Annotated in this window: 14 protein-coding genes and 1 riboswitch; of the genes, 7 read left to right on the top strand and 7 right to left on the bottom strand. The window is 44.6% G+C overall.

What is annotated here, in order from left to right; all coding sequences use genetic code 11:
* Positions 1-405: 405 nt before the first annotated feature.
* Both L5M51_RS09325 and L5M51_RS09330 read left to right on the top strand, forming a co-directional pair.
* Positions 406-1737, top strand: a complete 1332-nt coding sequence (locus L5M51_RS09325; RefSeq protein WP_263141709.1) for a Na+/H+ antiporter NhaC family protein — start codon at positions 406-408, stop codon at positions 1735-1737.
* Between the two features lie 888 nt (positions 1738-2625).
* A complete protein-coding gene (locus tag L5M51_RS09330) occupies positions 2626-3336 on the top strand; it encodes a 23S rRNA pseudouridine(2604) synthase RluF (RefSeq protein WP_263172436.1) in 711 nt (236 codons plus the stop codon).
* A gap of 162 nt (positions 3337-3498) precedes the next feature.
* On the opposite strand, the gene L5M51_RS09335 is transcribed toward L5M51_RS09330, so the two are convergent.
* On the bottom strand, positions 3499-4956 hold the full coding sequence (locus tag L5M51_RS09335) for an OmpA family protein (protein WP_263172438.1): 1458 nt from the start codon (positions 4954-4956) through the stop codon (positions 3499-3501).
* Positions 4957-5385: 429 nt separating this feature from the next.
* Between L5M51_RS09335 and L5M51_RS09340 the strand changes: the two genes are divergently transcribed.
* A complete protein-coding gene (locus L5M51_RS09340; protein ID WP_263172440.1) occupies positions 5386-5748 on the top strand; it encodes a hypothetical protein in 363 nt (120 codons plus the stop codon).
* 165 nt (positions 5749-5913) lie between these two features.
* The gene (locus L5M51_RS09345) at positions 5914-6141 is read left to right on the top strand and encodes a hypothetical protein (RefSeq protein WP_263172442.1); all 228 of its coding nucleotides are present in this window, start codon (positions 5914-5916) and stop codon (positions 6139-6141) included.
* Between the two features lie 53 nt (positions 6142-6194).
* Here L5M51_RS09345 and L5M51_RS09350 read toward each other — a convergent pair whose 3' ends face one another.
* From L5M51_RS09350 to gbpA, 3 genes are all read right to left on the bottom strand, one after another.
* Positions 6195-8351 (bottom strand): S46 family peptidase, encoded by a 2157-nt coding sequence (locus L5M51_RS09350; RefSeq protein WP_263172444.1) that lies wholly within the window; start codon positions 8349-8351, stop codon positions 6195-6197.
* 267 nt (positions 8352-8618) lie between these two features.
* Positions 8619-9794, bottom strand: coding sequence for an aromatic amino acid transport family protein (locus tag L5M51_RS09355; protein ID WP_173248682.1), 1176 nt, complete (start codon positions 9792-9794; stop codon positions 8619-8621).
* Positions 9795-10356: 562 nt separating this feature from the next.
* Complete coding sequence (gene gbpA, locus L5M51_RS09360; protein WP_263172446.1) at positions 10357-11802, bottom strand: N-acetylglucosamine-binding protein GbpA; 1446 nt, start codon at positions 11800-11802, stop codon at positions 10357-10359.
* Positions 11803-11925: 123 nt separating this feature from the next.
* A riboswitch (cyclic di-GMP riboswitch) is annotated at positions 11926-12025 on the bottom strand.
* Between the two features lie 410 nt (positions 12026-12435).
* Between gbpA and L5M51_RS09365 the strand changes: the two genes are divergently transcribed.
* On the top strand, positions 12436-12990 hold the full coding sequence (locus L5M51_RS09365; protein ID WP_263172447.1) for a TMEM165/GDT1 family protein: 555 nt from the start codon (positions 12436-12438) through the stop codon (positions 12988-12990).
* Positions 12991-13040: 50 nt separating this feature from the next.
* Here the strand turns inward: L5M51_RS09365 and norR are convergent, their stop codons facing one another.
* Positions 13041-14648, bottom strand: a complete 1608-nt coding sequence (gene norR / locus L5M51_RS09370; RefSeq protein WP_251068822.1) for a nitric oxide reductase transcriptional regulator NorR — start codon at positions 14646-14648, stop codon at positions 13041-13043.
* A gap of 226 nt (positions 14649-14874) precedes the next feature.
* On the opposite strand from norR, the gene norV reads away from it, so the two are divergent.
* On the top strand, positions 14875-16404 hold the full coding sequence (gene norV / locus L5M51_RS09375) for an anaerobic nitric oxide reductase flavorubredoxin (RefSeq protein ID WP_263172449.1): 1530 nt from the start codon (positions 14875-14877) through the stop codon (positions 16402-16404).
* Positions 16397-17563 (top strand): NADH:flavorubredoxin reductase NorW, encoded by a 1167-nt coding sequence (norW, locus tag L5M51_RS09380; RefSeq protein ID WP_263172450.1) that lies wholly within the window; start codon positions 16397-16399, stop codon positions 17561-17563. The genes norV and norW overlap by 8 nt, the downstream gene beginning before the upstream one ends.
* 115 nt (positions 17564-17678) lie before the next feature.
* On the opposite strand, the gene katB is transcribed toward norW, so the two are convergent.
* A complete protein-coding gene (katB, locus tag L5M51_RS09385) occupies positions 17679-19154 on the bottom strand; it encodes a catalase KatB (RefSeq protein WP_263172452.1) in 1476 nt (491 codons plus the stop codon).
* A 327-nt stretch (positions 19155-19481) separates the two neighbouring features.
* Entirely contained in the window at positions 19482-19724 is a 243-nt protein-coding gene (locus tag L5M51_RS09390) for a YgjV family protein (RefSeq protein WP_028761593.1), read from the bottom strand.
* Positions 19725-19753: the final 29 nt, after the last annotated feature.

Genomic DNA, 19753 nt, shown 5'->3' on the forward strand with positions numbered 1-19753 from the left:
ACGCTATTTATGCTGTCTTACCCACCAACAACTCAAACTAAATGGAGCAATAAATAGCCGGCTTACTCCATCACACCAGTCATCCGCTTAAATTTTACGCTATTCCATTCAGTTGAAATACACGCTAAATCAGATATAAACCCTCTAAGCCAACCTGAACAAAAACTATTAAAGTATTGATTAATAATTAAAATAAAGACTAATTCTCATCTTATACAACCTATTAATAACCTATCGATCACAACGGAAGTAAAAACATCTAGACGTCTAAATTGACAGGTTATCAGGGATCAAATATGCTTTGCCTCAAGTTGCTAGGATACGATGCCGCGGCAACACTGAATTTAAGCGAGTTTGACTGCCAAGGATCCTGCGGAAAAACCCTAAGCGAAAGAGAGATAACATTTGAGCAATCCAACAGCAACACAGCACAGCCCGGCATCTTTTATTGCCCTGTTGCCATTATTTGTTTTCCTTGGTCTTTTCATTGGCGCGGGTGTGTATTTCCAAAGCCAAGGTGTCGACTTTGCCTTCTATCAATTACCCAGCGTTATCGCTATTTTACCTGCAATCATTCTGGCGTTGATTTTATCAAAACAGAAATTAAATCAATCGATTGATACCTTTATTGGCGGTATTGGTCACAGCAATATTATTGCTATGTGTTTAATTTACTTACTTGCAGGCGCCTTCGCTGCAGTCGCTAAAGCCACTGGCGGCGTCGATGCTACTGTTGCTCTTGGTTTATCGTTAATCCCATCGAACCTGTTACTACCTGGTTTCTTCGTGATTGCCGCTTTTATCGCAACGGCCATGGGAACCTCTATGGGGACAATCGCTGCTGTCGCTCCCATCGCCCTAGGCGTAGCCGACCAAGCGCAAATCGACTATGCACTGATGGCAGGAGCCGTGATGTCTGGCGCTCTATTTGGTGACAACTTGTCGATTATTTCCGATACCACAATTGCAGCTACGCGCACCCAAGGCTGTGATATGAAAGATAAATTTCGTGAAAATTTGATTTTCGCTATTCCCGCATCACTGCTAACTTTAATCGCCTTTGTATTTGCCGGACAAGGCCAAGCAGAATTAGCAACGCAGAATATCGATCTTATTAAGGTCATTCCTTATCTGACCATTTTGATCTTAGCTGTGGCAGGTCTGAACGTATTTGTGGTCTTAACCTTAGGTATCTTATTAGCGGGCGCAACCGGCCTGTTTACTATGGATTACGGCATGATCCAATTCGGTAAAGATATTTATGCTGGCTTTAGCAATATGCAGGAGATTTTCATTCTGTCTATGCTAGTGGGTGGTTTAGCCGCACTCATGCAGCAGCAAGGTGGCCTTGCCTTTGTGAGTAAACAGATTGAAAAGCTGATCACTCGTTTCTCCAAGGCGCAAGGTGAAGCTTCATGCCGCGCTGCTGAGCTAGGCATGGCAGGTATAGTCGCAGTGACTAACTCTTGTGTGGCTAACAATACAGTTTCTATCGTGGTGACGGGTGATATTGCAAAAGACTTAGCAGAGAAGCATGGCGTGAGTCCAAAACGTGCCGCCAGCATACTCGATATTTTCGCCTGTATTATCCAAGGTTTAATCCCGTATGGTGCACAGGCACTCTTAATTGCTTCGACCTTTAGCATCACGCCATTAGCAGCGGTATCACACGCTTGGTACTGTATGATTTTAGCCGTAGTGGCTGTTGCGATTGTAATTTTCCGCAAACGACACTAAATGATATTTGAATCGCATGAGTAAAATCTAACGTTTATGACAAGGAACGCACTAGGCGCTCCTTGTCATTTTAAAGCCCTCTTTTGACGAAAAAGCATCAACTCGCTTGCCTTCATTAAACAATTCAGGCAAGTTACCGCATTCAATGTGGTCATCTCCCGTCAGTATATTTTTAGTCTCCATGAATCCTCTTTATCACCAAGAACCAAGTTATTACGATCTACATCGTCTTATTACATGGTTGATTGTAGGCGCAGCCTTTATTAGCGCTTCTGGAGTTTTAATTGCTATTTATGCTGAATATCAAAACGTTGGAGTTCAAGTCTTACAAATACGAGCTGATTTTTTAGGTAACTATATCAACTCACCCCTCGCTTATGTGTTTAATTTAAGCTTATTGGCTGCAGGGCTCTGCATACTCATTTCAATGACTGGGCTCTACTTACTAAAACTGGATACGTTTAGCCAATGCATAGCACTTACAGGTGCTTGGGTAGGAGTCTCTGTGATTTTGATGGGAATATTCCCCATTAATTTTTTGAGCATACACAGAATAGTTTCAACGAGTTATCTATTAAGCACCCTCATCTTACACAGCCTTGTGATTATAGCGGGGATAGTGCCTCGGTTTATTTGCCCAAAGCCACTGTTCTATTTGAGCCTGATCAGCTTTTGTAGTGCAGTGAGTTTAACCCTGCAATTAGATTGGACCATATTGGATTTCCCTCCCTGTGTGCCCCAAACACGCTTTTGTACTGTTTCAGCCAATATGTGGCTCCAAACTAACTTGAGTATTATTTGGTGTTTAAGCCTAGCCTTTGCAATGCGGCGCCTATCAAAAATACTGTATCATCGCGCCCAAGAACGCCAAATACTTTAGGGTAATCCATGCGCTTAGCAAAATACCTCGCCCAGTGTGGCATAGGCTCACGCCGTGAAGCCTGCCGTTTGATTGAGGCTGGGCGCATCACACTCAATGGCGGTATCGCCCGCCACACAGGTCCCATCTGTTTGGACGAGTCATTACACTGCCTCGACCGTATTGAGTTTGATGGCAAACCTATCACTAAAGCCGAAACACTCGCCTATTGGGTATTTAACAAAGCTGTGGGCACAGATTGCCGTCTGCTTGAGCAGGATGAAACGAGCCTCATACACCTGCTTCCCAAAGCGCCAAGACTCTACCCCGTCGGCAGGCTCGATAAAGATTCCCGCGGCCTGTTGCTGTTAACTAACGATGGCGAGCTGACCCATAAACTGATGCACCCCAGTTTTGCCCACAGCAAAACCTACCATGTGCGTCTCGATAGGCCATTCGCAGATGATTTTGTTGAGCAAATGGCCAATGGAGTGAATTATAAAGATGTGCAAACCCTGCCCTGCCAAGTTCGCCGCCTCAGTTCGGACAGCTTTGAAATCGTGCTGACGCAAGGCTTAAATAGGCAAATTCGGCGTATGGCCAGCGCCTTACGCTATAAGGTAATTGACTTACAGCGCGTCGCATTAATGACATTAACGCTAGAATCCTTAGCCGAAGGAGCGATGCGGCCACTCACCCCACAGGAAGTTGCAGTGCTTAAAGCCGCAGTGACAATTTAGAGAAAGACAAGTGGCGAATACACTCAAGCTACTAACCTCAATTTTAGACAAATGCCCGCGCGAACAATATCTTCCAATGAACTCCAATGAAGATAGAAACGCCTGAGATGACTCAGGCGTTTCTATAAAACGAAGCTCCCCTTTCAAGCTTATTAATATGAGCTACTTTTTATCGGAACGAAGTACTAACTCCACTCTGCGATTCAGTTTTTGTCCGGCGTCATTAGTATTGCTGGCGACAGGGCTATATTCCCCGTTACCGTGGGCGGTTAATTGGGCCGACGGAATTTGAAACCCGTCACTCAACTGCTTAATCACAGCTGCGGCGCGGCGCTCCGACAGGCTTTGATTGTAACTCCGCTCGCCCTTGTCATCGGTATGTCCAACCACATAGAAACTCAGTGTCGGATGCTGCTTAAGATAGCTTGCCAGCACCTCCAGTACAGGTTTGGACTCAGGCAACATGCGCTCACTGTCATAATCAAACAGCAATCCCTCCAACGTCGCCTTGCCAGTTTGGCTAATCGCATCGGTCAAAGCATTGAGGTCAATCGCCACTCGATCATCCTTCAGAGTAGAGAGTTCCATTACCCTGAGGGCAGTATCGGCAGGTGTGCCATCGAAATATCCTTGGGAATAGATATCGAAGTAAACATCGCCCTTTGCGTGACTAAGCTTAAACAGCTGATACTCCTGCCATTCGTCCTCTTTATCGTCCTTGATTAATTTGATGGCATTAATCAGGCTATCATCGTCGCCGCAAGCCGTGCCTTTGCAATGGAATACCCGCTCTGCTGCAAGCTTTTGTGCGGCTGCGGCATAATTGCTGTTAATTTCAAACAGGGAATAGCTTTCAGGCATCTGATAACTTATTTGGGTAAGCTTGGCGTTCAGCGATTTGGTTTGATAATTTGCGCCCGAGATCCCCACTAATACAGGCACTTGGGTAAAGTTAGTTTGTTTGTAACTTGTAATATAACTGCCGGGCATACGTCCCAGCAAAGGATGGTCTGTCGAGCCTTGAGCATCGTCACTACGCCTATCTTTAATCTCAATGTTCTTCGGCGCCTGCTGTAAAAAGTCACTATTCGCTTGGATTAAGTCCAGCGGCTCAGGGATAGCGTCGAGAATATCGACTTGCAGATAGGTATATCTGTCCTCGCGATTGACGACATAGATACTGGTGTAAACCTCACCGCGAGTACCTTTCAGTTTTGCCGCCACGTAAGCACTGTGATAGTCGGCATTCACGCTTTTAAGCGGCTTTAGCTGAGTTTGCATGGCTTGACCATCACCGCAGGTGACGGCCTGACAACTAAATAACACTTCAGCATTCAGCTTTTTTAGCTGTGCCAAATAGTTATTGATAACATGCTCAGGACTATACCCCTCTGGTAACTCAACGCTTTGTCGAGTCAATTTCCCCGATACAGGCAACAGAGTGAACTTGTCACCATTCACTGCGGTGATAAGTTCAAAGGGCGTAAAGTGGATACGCTTTTCTTCAGGCGATTTGGCGTCAGGAAAGGGAGTAAACAGCGATTCAGCATTCACCGCAAAAGTGGCGACACCGCAGGTCGCGGTTAAAAGTACAGCACTCAATAATGTCTTATGTCCCATAAATAATCCTTTTCTGTGGGGAATCTAGCTCTCGCGAATCAACTAGATAAAGAAATAGTGATGGGATAATACGATAAAAATTTTTATCTAGGTATAAACGGCATAAAAGTAATACTTTTTATTGAAAAGGAAATACACAGAAGAAATAAAGAGAGAATATAAAGCCCTCCATCTTTAAATAGCACACAGAAGTGGAGATGCCGCGAACATACGAATATGAAGAGCAGCCATGTCCGCCGTCAACGGTCACAGTTGCAACAATGCCAATCCTCACTAACCCACTAGCTTTTCATTCAGCTAAAAAAGCTATTGCCCCAAAATGATTTTTGTGCCACATCAGCACTTTGCAAGTAATCCGCTAGTTGAACAAATTTTAGTAATGCTTCAAAGTGACCAAAGTAACGGTGGTAATTCAATTTTGGATAAATTATGACTCGTAGATACCTCACTATTGAAGAAGCGAATTCCGCGCTGCATCGCGGAAAATTAGTTGAGATATTCATCGGAGGGTTTACTCTCAATGATGAAAGGTGCATTCGTTGGGCTTCCTTTGCAAAGACGGAGAAAGGTATTAGCGGTAGTCTTTGGGAAGTTTATGACCAAGGTTCAGAAGATTACCTAGATATCTATACCTTTGACTCTCCAACAGGTGAGTACTATGAGCCGGTCAAAGTGGTACATTCTGAAAATATCGAGAATGCGACTAAAGAGTTGGGTATAAGTTCGCTCAATTTTGTAAACCAAGGCGTTGTTCAAGATGAATATGGTTCTTACCTTCTATCACACACATAACAAAGCCAAGCATCTTTGCGCGCTGGACCTCGCTGCGCTAGGCTGCTGTGGGCGGCATTAATCCATAGAAATATTAATCCCAAACCAATGGGTTAGAGTAAAAAATCTAACAAGGTTATGTCCCAAAGTATGTTACGTAATCTTTTAAATCTACAGGTTCCGCTAATGCTAAAAAGGCGAGCTATGGTGATTTGCGAGACGACCGTCCGCCCCATGGACGGGGCGGTCGAGCATCCACGGATGGACTTGCTGCGAGTCGGTAATACCATAGCGAAGCTATCTCAACAGCTATCAGCAGTCATTGCACAAAAAAAAAGCGATAAACCCAATGAGTTTATCGCTATTTTATTATCTTGTTATGGCTGCATTCAAAGAGCGCTAAATTGCGCTTAAATGCTAGTAATCCGAATAATGCTAGGCCGCACCATTGCTGATGCGGCAATGGATTACTTAACGATTTCCATCTCAGCTAATAAATTGTCGGCATGATCTAAATACTTCATTACCCACAGCATATAACGGCTGTCGACATGAATAGAACGGTTAATCTCATTATCAAATGCCCAACCGCCAATAATGCTTTCATACACACCGTCGAACAATAGGCCGACGAGTTCAGCGCGGCCGTTTAAGGTCGGTGAGCCAGAATTTCCGCCAGTAGTATCTAAAGTTGATAAAAAGTTTACTGGTACAGAATCTATTGATTTCATATAGAAATCACCATATTGCTTCTGCTTAATCAGCTCTAACTCTTTCTTCGGTGCATCGAATGGGTCAACACCCGTGTCCTTTTGCACTATGCCTTCAAGGCGAGTGAATGGCACGGCCACTAAGCCGTCTTTTGGCGAATAACCTTTCACATGGCCAACTGTGACACGCAGGCTAGAGTTAGCATCGGCATACACTGGCTTACCTTGCTCTAGGTTGTAAGCAATAATGGCATCCATATATTGCGGACGCACCTTCATTAGTTCACCCGCTAATTCTTTTTCTTTCTTTTCTTCAGCCATATCTGTGTCATACATAGCGACAGCGAATTGAATGAAAGGATCTTTAGAGGCTTTAAAATCGGCAACGGATTTGTCCATCCACGCCAGACGAACATCTTTCTTACCTAACTCAGTTTTGGCGTACATTTTATCTAAGGTTTTCGAAAGCTTAGCTTCACTAAACTTTTTATCGATACCAAAGGCTTTATCCAATGCGGGTAGGCGCTGATCTTCTGGCAGTGCGGCGTAGCGTTTTAGCATGTCGTGCAATACCGCTTTATCAACGCTTGGCGCATAACGGCGGTCAATACGCTCCATGCTGGCTTTTAGACGTGTCATATCACGATCTTGGAAGCCCGGTTCACGCTGCATATCTGGCAGTTGTTTCTCGTTCGCGAGGCGATATAAGCTACGCGCCGTCGGCAACATAGTCGTGCTGCCTATGTAGCTTAAGATCATGTCACGCTCTTGATGCGTTTTGCCTTTGGCAATCAAGGCATCTAATTCCGCTAAGGTTTTACCGTATTTCGCTTCACGACTGCTGTCTTTGGCAATCCACGCCGCAAGCTTAGCTTCGAGGGCTTTACGGTCAGCCAACATGGTTGATTTACCGTAAAACTCGATCATAGAAGTGAAGTTTTTCGCGTAATTTGCAAGGCCAGCAATTTGACTCTCGTACTTAATACGCTCGTCGCTGCCCTCTGGCGCGGTTTCTTTAATGATATCTATAAAGCGTTCACGCAGCATTTTGCCTTCGGGATAAGCCCACTCAAACTCATTTTGAACTTCAGTGGCTGTGCGATATCTGTTGGTGCGACCTGGGTAGCCTGCCACCATCACAAAATCCCCCTCACTCACGCCTTTAGCCGAGACTTTTAAGAAACTTTTTGGCTCGTATGGCACGTTGTCACTGCTAAATTCTGCTGGTTTACCCGCTTTAGATACATAAGCACGGTAGAAAGAAAAATCGCCTGTGTGACGTGGCCACATCCAGTTGTCTACGTCGCCGCCGTATTTACCCACGCTCGCGGCTGGGTTATAGACTAAACGCACATCACGGATTTCCAATTGTTTAACCAGATAATATTCGAGACCACCGTGAAAGCTATACACTTGGCAACGGTAACCATCTTCTTTTTCACATTCAGCAACTAACGCTTTTTCTTGGCTTTCAACGCCTTGATAGAAGGCGCTGCCCACTTTACCTTCAAGTCCGTTTTTAACTCGCTCAGTGACATTAGTGACATCTTCAGTCACATAGACACGTGAGCCAGGGGTCGCAGGTAATTCATCGGCGAAGGTCTTAGCTAAAAAACCATCCTGCAGCAGATTTTTCTCAGGAGTGGAGTTGTATTGAATCGCCCCATAGGCACAGTGATGGTTAGTCACGACTAGGCCCTTTGGCGATACAAATGATGCAGTGCAACCGCCGAGGCTTATCACGGCATTCATCGGGAATTCGGTGAGTTTAGAAATCGATTTTGCATCAATTTCAAGGCCTTTTGCTTTTAGCTCATCAGCCATAGCAGGCAGTTGATGGGGCTGCCACATACCTTCGTCAGCCTGTGCGCCAAAACTAGCGGCCACGGCAACTGTGAGTAACCATTTTTTCATTGTGTTAAGTCCGTTTTATGTGAATGAAGCCACGCGCAAGCTGGGCCATTTTCTCGTTTTAATAGCATTGTTTTAATTTTAAATAACTGTGCTAAAACCCAGCATCACTCGCTTTAAAACCTAAAAAACAAAAAGTCAGGCCGGGGCCTGACTTTATCACATGCGACACTCTCTATAACAGACTCTGAAAAACTCGCTTACAAAGCAAATACATTTAATCAAAGTTACTCAGCCGCGTTCGCTAAAAAGCCCACCTATTGCAATGAATTAGATCCCAACAAATAGCTGGGCACCCACAATCACGGCACCTAACAAGCCTGCAATAACTAACGCAACAGATCCACCAGACACTTGATAACCCCCAAGCTGCGACTGACGTTGACGCAGTGCCATAACAATGGGCAAGAAGATAATCATCACGACCAATGGTACGGCCGCAAATCCCAGTACCGCCACAAAGCCTTCAGGCAAATACAAGGCACACAAAACAGGCGGAATAAAGGTCAGTAACCAAGTTTGAATACGGCCGGCAAACGTTTCTTTGGCGCGAGTTAATTCGGCGATAAAGTCATATAAACTTAAGGTCACACCGAGGAATGAGGTCACTAAGGCTAAGTCAGCGAATAATGAAATACATTTGCTGATCCAAGGTGTATGAGCAATATCCTGTAATGCCGTGACGAGTGAAGGTAGTGAACCTTCAAAACTATTCACCTCATATCCGCCTACTGTGCCTAAAGTCACCAATAACCACAGAACATAACAAGCAAGTGGGATCGTCGAGCCGATTAACAACACTTTACGCAGTGATACCGCATCGCCATCGAGATAACGCACTAAAGTGGCGATACAGACGTGGAAACCAAACGAAGTAAACACCACGGGAATTGCCGCCATCCAATTGCTGGTCATAGACTCGGCAATCGCGCCAGTTGCCATGCTAGCAATACTGACTTCGGGCAATAAAAATAATACCACCACCACGAGCAATAGAATCATTAACGAAAATAGGAAACGTGAAACTTTATCGACCCAAGCAACACCTAGCGCCGCAAAGCCACCGAGCACGAGTGTAAATAACAACACTGCGACTTGATTATCGAGCACGATATCGAACATGTTCTTCGCTTTAAGCACTAATAACGAAGAACCGCCGGTGAGATAAGCCGCGGTCAAGGCAAATAATAAACTCAGGAAAGAAGCACCTTGAATTATTTGACCTTTTTTACCCAGTAACTTACCCGTAATAGCATGCACGTTATCCCCCACGCCAGTGCGTAAGTTAATTTCGAGCATAAGTAATGAGGTATAGGCGGACACGCCCCAAATAACGACGAGTAACACTAAAGCAGGGATAATACCTAAAGCCGCTGTGGCTAAAGGTAACGCTAACATACCTGCGCCAATGGCCGTCCCGGCAACGATGGCGATCGAGCCTAACATTTTTGAATTCACACAATAGTCCTGTTCAATAATTAATTATTATTTTATTTGAGTAAGATTTGAACCGATAAAGCCTTGCGTCTTAAATCGAAATAAGCGACACATCACTTAAAGCATCCAATCAGATCTCGACCTAGCAGATCAATTGGCCCCAATAGCTTTTGAATGTTTCAACCCAGTAGCCATTGAGGCTAACTAAATCGATTATTGAAAAATGGCATGACTTTCAATTGTGATAGCCCAAATTAATGTACCGATATAAGCATCGATTAAATAGATAGTTTGGGACATTAACAGAGCCAAACCCAGTGGGCAAGCCAGTTGTGAACAAAGAAGGGTAGCAAACGGTACGGTAACAACTTAATAGCGCTGTGATAAACGAAAATATACAAGCCAACAAAATCGCTACCTTTGTTGAGAATACCTGTAATCTTGTATTAGGCTCGAATCAAAATAAAGCCGGTCTTTTTCCATCCGATGCAGACAAAAAGGGCTTAAACACAGCGAATATGTTTAAGCTCAATCACATCATGTTGAGAATTGATTAACTCAAAAAGTTAATTTACAGCTCAGTCCACGCCATAGCCCAAGAAGCGCCAACACCTGGCTCAAATCCTGTGGCAGAAGCCGACCACTGCACGCAATAGCCGCTATAAGGGAATGGCTTACATTGATACACTTTGCCATTTTTAGGCTGTAACACTGTAGTACCTGCAACGTAACCTTTCACGCCTGCTGGGAATACAAAATCAGCTTCTGGTGCAGGAGCTTGATCCTTTAAGAAGAGATCAAAGTTCTGCTGAATAACATCACCTTGTTTAGGCTCAGCTTTTACCTGCAAATGATAATGTCCAGCTTTAGGCTCAACGACGTCTAACACTAAGCTAGCACTGGTATTGTTAACAGTTTGGCTCACAAAACCTGCCGCGGTGCCATCATGGCTAAACAAATACGCTGACACTAGCATCTCAGCGTTACTGGTTACATCAAAGCTGACCTTCGCCGCACCATCGATAATTTGATAATCGTCGGCAAGTGAAGTGACTTCTAAGCTGTTGCCCGGAGCAGGAGCTAAATCAAATCCTACTTCGACACGCTCAATACCTGAGTTTTTCGCTGTAAAAATGTCATTTTTGCCATACACAGGCTCAATCACACCCGATGCATTTTTTTGTCCCGCTTTTAACTGGGACTGCTGGGCATTAATCGCGCTCGCTAATAGGAAAGGCCAATTTTGTTTATCACCTTGAGTCGCATCGGTAATGGTAATGACTGTTTGCTTAGCCGCTTGCTCACCATTGGCGTCAAACACCCGGGTCATCACTTTATCGCCTGCTTTTAGATCGAGTGACGGATTGATATCCCCCACATCTTGCCATTCACTCGGCACAACAGGACCCGAGCCCAAGTTCACATCGATAGCATTGTAGAAACTATTCGTCGTATCTCCCACTTCCCACACGGCCAAGATCACTTGATAACCACTGCGACCTTCTGGCACATAGCAGTCATGGGTCACTAACTTAGGCGGCTGTTCCATACCACCATCAACTACGCAAAAGGGGGCTAAGTCAAAGCTCGCTCGGCTCAAAGCTTGGTTTGGGTTCCAATCTTGGCGAGTTAAATAGTAACGCCAATTACGGGTGACATGATTTGCTGTGAACTGCCAACTGAACTTATTCCAGCCCGCTTTAATATCCGTCTTTGCCCAACGGCTCGGACTTTGTTCATCCAAAGGTGAAAAAGCACCATTGCCAGCACTCGCCAGTTTGCCATCAGCAGGACCTGATTCAGGAAAACCCGATGGCCCCTCAACACTTTGCGGCTCCCATTGCACCGCGCCACAATTGGCATTTTTACCTGTTTTACAGGCATATGAACGCGATTCAGGTGCCACAACATAACCGTGCGCCTGCGCAGAGATACTCACAAACGCATTCGTCGCCATTACTGCCGCGGCCAATAAACTCAATTTAGAAATAGGGGAAAAAACAGTAGGATTTGCCACTTTAATGCACTCCATTGATTGCCTATCATCCTAAACATAATGATAGGCTTAGATATAAAAGTGGTATTTGGGCAAACAACAGCATTAAACAGCAGTCGTTTATCTTTCACAGAAATCGAATTCTGCGGCAACTCCGCTATCTTAGTTCACTAAAAAATCCATTTACAACCTTAGACCGGAAGCTTTGCGTCCTAACTTTTCAATTAGTTTGCCAAATACAGTCGTTATCATTGAGTCACTACGAGTTAACAGTATGTAACCAAGTAGAAATGACTTGGCTAAATTAGCAACAAAAGACAACGTTGTCAAAAAATAATTCATTTATATTCATTAAGTTACAGAATGTGAATCGGTATTTTTCTGACACCTGTCAAACATTTATCAGCACCTACTGTTATAAACTCGTGCTTGAAACTAAATCTTACCTAGGTATAATGCCCACCTCGCTTCGGGGGAGTAGCTAACTGGATTTCGAGCCATCGTCATCTAGGGTGAACATCAACATACTTGGCAACATGCCATGGTGTTCACAGCAAATCATAGATTTGCCCAGCAAGACCTGAGCACAATGACCGCACCTAGGGGTGGACGGTTTATTGTGCTTATGTCATAACCACCCCTAAAGGATCACACTTGGAAGTCCTACTTGCCTCAACCTTTACGGTTGCTATCGCCGAAATTGGTGATAAAACTCAATTGCTTGCACTAATCCTCGCCGCAAGATTTAAAAATAAAACCGCCATTATTTTAGGTATTTTGCTGTCGACATTATTTAACCATTTTGCCGCCGCTTGGATTGGTCAATGGGCCATTAACTGGGTAAGCCCAGATCTTGCACGTTATTTAGTGGCTGCGTCATTCTTTGCGATCGCTCTTTGGGTGTTAATCCCCGATAAAGTCGATGCAGAAGAGAGCCGTTTCTATAAAATGGGCCCCTTTCTCGCCACCTTTATTCTGTTTTTTATCGCCGAAATGGGGGATAAAACACAAATCGCAACTGTGGTATTAGCCGCAAAATACGATTCATTAACTATGGTGGTTGCAGGCACAACCTTAGGCATGCTGCTTGCTAACGTACCCGTAGTGATCGCAGGCCACTTCAGCGCCGAAAAATTGCCTATGTTGTGGATACACCGTGGCTGCGCCGTATTGTTCGCACTCTTAGGCGTAGCAACACTGTTCTTCTAAGAATCGAGGCAGGGGTTTTGCTGCAGAATAAAATCTCTTCACGCAATATTTTATTCTTTTAAACCTAACCGTTTTGCAAGTCGGTGCAAATTACCTGTATCGATTTGCAATATTCTTGCACACGCAGCCCAATTTTGTTGATTCGCGGCTAAAACTTGACGAATAAGTTGACGCTGATATCTCTCAGTCGCAGCCTTAAGCCCCAGCATAACACTAGAATTATCTTGCGACTGTCCCTCACGACAGGCCGACTCAGACCTAAATGCTAATTCACTGGCTGGCGTTGCGGCATCTGATGGTCTATCTTCGTCGACTGTTCTGTGTGCTTGATTCATCAAAGAATCGAGCTGAAAATGTTTATCACTTAAGCTGATATAAGCCGTTTTTAGCTCGGCTTTCGCCAACACCGCAGCCCTGTGTATCGCATGCTCTAGCTCACGCACATTACCCGGCCATGTGTATTGCTCTAATAACTGCTGCGCTGCGGGTGTGATATTGATATGGGTGAGTCCTAACTTCGCTTTACAACGTTCAAGAAAAAAACCTGTCAGCATGACAATATCTTGCCCACGCTCTCTTAATGGTGCTACGTGGATAGGAAATACGCTCAACCTATGGTAAAGATCGAAACGAAAGCGCCCTTCCGTTGCCTCTTGGTGCAAAATTCGATTAGTGGCAGCAATAATCCGAGTATTAACTTTTAGGCTCTTATCACTGCCCACTCGCTGTAATTCACCGTATTGTAAAACCCTCAATAACTTAGCTTGCAGCCCCAAGGGAAGCTCCCCGATTTCATCTAAAAACAAGGTCCCCTTGTCAGCGAGTTCAAACTTGCCTTGCCTATGACTGATTGCCCCCGTAAATGCCCCTTTTACATGCCCAAATAACTCGCTTTCGGCGACGGACTCAGGCAATGCAGCGCAGTTCAAATAGATAAGTGATTTATCGGCTCTGGTCGATTGATTATGTATCGCCGCGGCCACTAACTCCTTACCCACGCCAGTTTCGCCGGTAATTAATACCGATAAATCAGTGCCTGCCACGGCACTTATCTGCTGCTTTAGCGATTGGATCTGTGTGGATTGCCCTATGATCTCCTGCTGACTAGCAGGACGATTGAGCACCTCAGTTCCATTGGAAACTTCAACAACTTGGGATTCTAGCTGTTGCATCAATAACGCAGTATTAAGACTGGCTGCGGCCAGTGCGCTGATCACACGCAACTCGCTATCACTAAAACCATCAAACTGATGAGGGTTGAAACCATCAATGGTGAGCGCCCCAATTAAGCGATCGTTCGCGATTAGTGGTAAACCAATGCAAGCATGTACATGTAAGTTCGCACTATGATGTGGAATTAAACCATCATACGGATCGGGAAGTTCACTGTCGGCAGGGAAACGAACCACATCGCCAGCACGGGCGATAGCCTCTAATCTCGGATGCTCACTAATTTGAAAGCGCCGCCCTAACACTTCGGCAAAGAGCCCATCTATCGCCAAGGGGACAAATTGCTGCTCCCGAAATGCCAATAATGCCGCAGCATCACAATTGACACGCCGCCTGACCACTGCCAACAAACGCTCAAATCTGTCTTGCGTCGACACGCCGACAGTTAAATCTAAGGCTAACTGAGTTAAATCAGCATGGGCACTCATAGCACATCCACAGTCAAATAAAGTCATATTGACAACAGTGTAATGTCAATTTGACCAATATCAAATTGTCATTATGACACCACCAAGTGATTTCAAATGTTGAAATACGTTAATACCAATAAAAATCAACGCCTTACAATGTTGGCATAGTGAGTGCAATAAGAGATTTAACTAAATAAGCAAGATTTACGTAGCGCATTCATTATTAATTATCACAGGTGTATTTATGACTATTCATGTAAAAAACAATATCCACTGGGTGGGTCAACGCGATTGGGAAGTGCAAGATTTTCATGGTACTGAGTACAAAATAACTAAAGGCACAAGCTACAATAGCTACCTTATCCGTGAAGAAAAAACCGTGTTAATTGATACAGTTGATCATCGTTTTAGCCAGCAATTCTTACAAAATCTTGAAGCTGAAATTAATTTAACCGACATAGACTATATTGTGATGAACCATGCAGAGGAAGACCACTCAGGCGCCCTGACTGCATTAATGGCCAAAATTCCTAACACTCCAATTTACTGCAGTGAAAATGCGGTCGACTCCATTGTAGGACATCACCACCACCCAGAATGGAATTTCATTACCGTAAAGACAGGGGATAGTTTAGCGATAGGCAATGGTAAGCAACTGATATTTATCGAAGCACCTATGTTGCATTGGCCAGATAGCATGATGACATACCTCACCGAAGATGCGGTTTTATTCAGTAACGATGCCTTTGGCCAACACTATTGCGACGAACATTTATTCAATGATGAGGTTGATCAAAATGAATTAATGGAACAATGCCTACGGTACTACTCAAACATTTTAACGCCCTTTAGCAGCCTAGTGACGGCTAAAATTCACGAAGTATTAAGCTTTAATTTACCTGTAGATATGATCGCAACTTCACATGGCATTGTGTGGCGTGATAATCCAGCCCAAATTATTCACCAATATTTAGCTTGGGCCGACGCTTATCAAGAAGACCGCATCACGATTTTCTACGACTCTATGTCCAATAATACTCGCATGATGGCCGACGGTATTGCTCAAGGTATCCATGATGTTGACCCCAATGTAGCGGTAAAAGTGTATAACGTCGCACGTCATGATAAAAACGAAATCCTTGCACAGGCATTTAGGTCAAAAGGTATTTTAGTCGGCTCATCCACCATGAATAATGTGATGATGCCTAAAATTGCCGCCATGCTTGAAGAAATCACGGGCCTGCGTTTTCGCAATAAAAAGGCGGCAGCTTTTGGTAGTTATGGCTGGAATGGCGGCGCAGTCGATAGAATTCACACTCGTTTGATGGATGCTGGTTTTGAAACCTCGGTGGGATTAAAAGTCAAATGGCGTCCCGATCGAGATGCGATGCAAGAATGCCGTCAGCACGGCCAGCGAATCGCGCGAGAATGGGCATTGCGTCCCCTCGATAGCGCGAATAGTCGCTCTATCATTAATCAAGTCATGTCAAAACCTAACCAAGCCACCACAGCCAGTCAAATAGCTGAAAATACTGCTACTAATAACGTCCCTGTGACGGCACCGATTGCAACAAAAGCGTGCGAATTAAATGATACACAATCAATGATTTGCACCGTTTGCCAATGGGTTTACGACCCTGAAAAAGGAGAACCTAATCAAGATGTCATTGCTGGCACACCTTGGACTCAAGTGGCCGAAGACTTCCTCTGTCCCGAATGTGGCCTAGGTAAAAGCGTTTTCGCTGTCATAAAAAATGAGGTGACTAATGTCTAAGCCAATCGTCATTATCGGCAGTGGATTCGCGGCATATCAGCTAGTCAAAACACTGCGACGTTTAAACCGCGAACAACCGATTACAGTTATCACAGCCGACTCTGGTGACGAATACCATAAACCAGATTTAAGCCATGTGTTTAGCCTTAAAAAAATGGCGTCAGACCTCATAAAATTGACCGCGACTGAATTTGCACATGAGCAACAAATTGATGTAATAAATCACTGTGAAGTCATAAAAATAGATAAAGTTCGTCAGGTAGTCTGTTGCCATCAAGGACGCGAAATTGCGTACAAAAAATTAGTGCTTGCCACGGGTGCACGACCCTTTATTCCACCTATAGAGGGGGATGGCGTCGATATCATCCACACAGTTAACAGCTTAATGGAGTATCAGGCCTGCGAAGCAGACATCCATGGCGCGAGGAGAGTACTGGTTATCGGTGCTGGTTTGGTCGGAGTTGAACTGGCAATGGACTTAGCAACTGCAGGTAAGCAAGTGTTTTTGGTCGATCCACAAGCGAGCTTAATGCCGAATATGCTACCCGAAATGTTAAGCCACAAACTGACCGCTGTACTAAAGCAGTATAACGTCACAGTGCAATTGCAAACCCGAGTCAGCCAACTGCAACACCAAGATGGCAGTATCTCTGTGTGCCTAGATAATGACCAGCGGTTTATTTGTGATGCGGTTATCTGTGCAGCCGGACTGATCCCTAACAGTCAACTTGCCCAGCATGCGGGGCTAGAGGTCAATAAAGGTATCGTCGTTAACGAATGCTTACAAACCAACGATGCCCATATTTATGCGCTAGGTGATTGCGCCCAAATCAACGGCCAAAATAGGGCCTATTTGCAACCTGCGTTACTGAGCGCCAATGCGCTAGCGAACACATTACTGAACCAACCGACAGCAGTGAATTTTCCCGCCATGCTAATTAAAGTGAAAACGCCACTGTTACCTATGCAGCTCAGCGGTATAACAGTGAATGGCGTCCATCGCTGGCAAGTCGATATTGATGCTCAAGGAAGCTGTATTAAAGCATTCGACGTGGATGAAACATTTATAGGATTTATCGTAACCGAGGATAAAATGCAGCAAGCATTTGGATTGTTAAAGCAACTAAATAGCCCTAACGCAGCACTCATTGCAGCCTAAGAGCACATTAACGAGAATGTTAATATTGTTGTCGCTGATAATAAAAACTGAGTAGAGGCTTCCTACTCAGTTTTATCGTTTCTACTATTATTCAAACATTCGCAACAGCAACAGTTTAAAGACCTAATGCCAGTTTAATACGTTGTCCGTAATCCGCATCGGCTTGAGTAAAATGCGCCACCATACGTTGCTGCACATCTAAACTCGCTTGACTTAATGAACCCGAAATTGTTGCCACTAGGCGCGCTTTCTCCGCTTCAGAGAAGATGCGATACAAATTACCCGCTTGGGTGTAATCGTCTTGGTTATAACGGCTATAACGCGCCGCTTCACCTTCTAAACGCAATGGTGGTTCGCTAAAGTTTACTGGCTCAACCAAGGCATCAGCAGTGCTGTTCGGGCCATAGTTTGCCGAAGCATCAGCACCGGTTTGACTGCCATGATAAGGGCATTGTGTGCCCGCCATCGCACCTGCACGTTGATGGTGATTTGCCTTAGCGGCATGCGGGCAGTTTACTGGCAATTGGTTGTAGTTTGCACCAATGCGGTAACGCTGCGCATCGGCATAGGCAAATAAACGCGCTTGTAACATCTTGTCTGGTGAAGCCCCAACCCCTGGGACCAAATTACTCGGTGCTAATGCCACTTGCTCAACTTCAGCAAAGTAGTTTTGTGGCAGACGATTCAGTTCTAATACACCAATCTCAAGTAATGGATAGTCGCTATGCGGCCAAACCTTAGTTAAATCAAATGGATTGATATGGTAAGTATTGGCATCTGCCTCAGGCATAATCTGCACATTAACCGTCCAACGCGGGAAGTTACCATCAGTAATAGCAACCACCATATCGCGCTGCGATGAATCGGGATCAATCCCTTTTAATTTATCAGCCTGTTCATTGGTTAAGTTGACCACACCTTGCTGCGATTTAAAGTGGAACTTCACCCAGAAACGCTCGCCCTTGGCATTCCACAGCGAGAAAGTGTGTGAACCATAACCGTGCATTTGACGGTAGTTCGCAGGAATACCACGATCCGACATCAAAATGGTCACTTGATGCATAGCTTCAGGATTCAATGACCAAAAGTCCCACATAGCCTGCGGATCTTTTAAGTTTGTCTTAGGATTACGCTTTTGCGTATGGATAAAGTCTGGAAACTTAATCCCATCTCGTAAGAAAAAGGTCGGCGTATTGTTACCCACGATATCGTGATTACCACGGGTAGTATAAAAACGTAAACCAAAGCCGCGTGGATCGCGCTCTGCGTCGGCAGAACCCATTTCTCCACCTACGGTTGAGAAACGAATAAAGGTTTCGGTTTGCTTACCAACACCATTGAAATGGTCAGCAATGGTGTAATCGCTTAAATCTTTAGTCAGCGTAAATGTGCCGTAAACCCCAGTACCTTTAGCATGCACGATACGCTCAGGAATACGCTCACGGTTGAAATGGGCTAACTTTTCAATTAAATGCCAATCTTGTAATAGCAGAGGACCACGCTCACCCGCCGACAGTGAGTTTTGATCGTCGGCCACTGGGGCGCCGTTTTGGCTCGTTAAGTACTGACTTATTTGATGTTGTTGACTCATGCCCTGCTCCTTAGTCTTGATTGCTGGTTAACCAGGTTTCAATTAAATCGTAAATGGTGGCCATGGTTTATCTCCTTGGCTGGCGACGTGTTGTCGATAGAGCAAGAATAGAGAATTACCACTTGAGAACAAAACGATTAAACTAGATTTATATAATCTAAAAAAAAGATTAAGAATGAGTTTGGCAAGACAGTTAATGAATTACACGGACTCACAGCCAATGGTCCGCTCACATCACTTAAGATGCTGTTGAAAAACCAAATAGCTGCTCAGGACAATGGAGCGAAGTGCGGTGCGAGAAAGCGGAGTTAAGCTGATACACTGCCATTAACTGCTGGATAAGTCGGCTTCACGATAAAGCTTAACCAAATAATAAGTGTCAATCAGCACGATAAAAAAGTTAACTAAGGCAACAGGATAAGCCCCAATTGCCACACCGTAGGCCACAAATAAAGCCGCACCAATGAGATTCCACCAGCGCAGTTTCTTAATGTTTGACATCATCAGTGATATTGCAACGACCACTGAAGCTAAATAACCAACCCATTCCCAAATTGTAGCGTTATCCATATCCAATCCTTATCTATATATTATTTAAA

The organism is Shewanella sp. SM73 (assembly GCF_025653795.1).
Classification (GTDB): Bacteria; Pseudomonadota; Gammaproteobacteria; order Enterobacterales; family Shewanellaceae; genus Shewanella; species Shewanella oncorhynchi.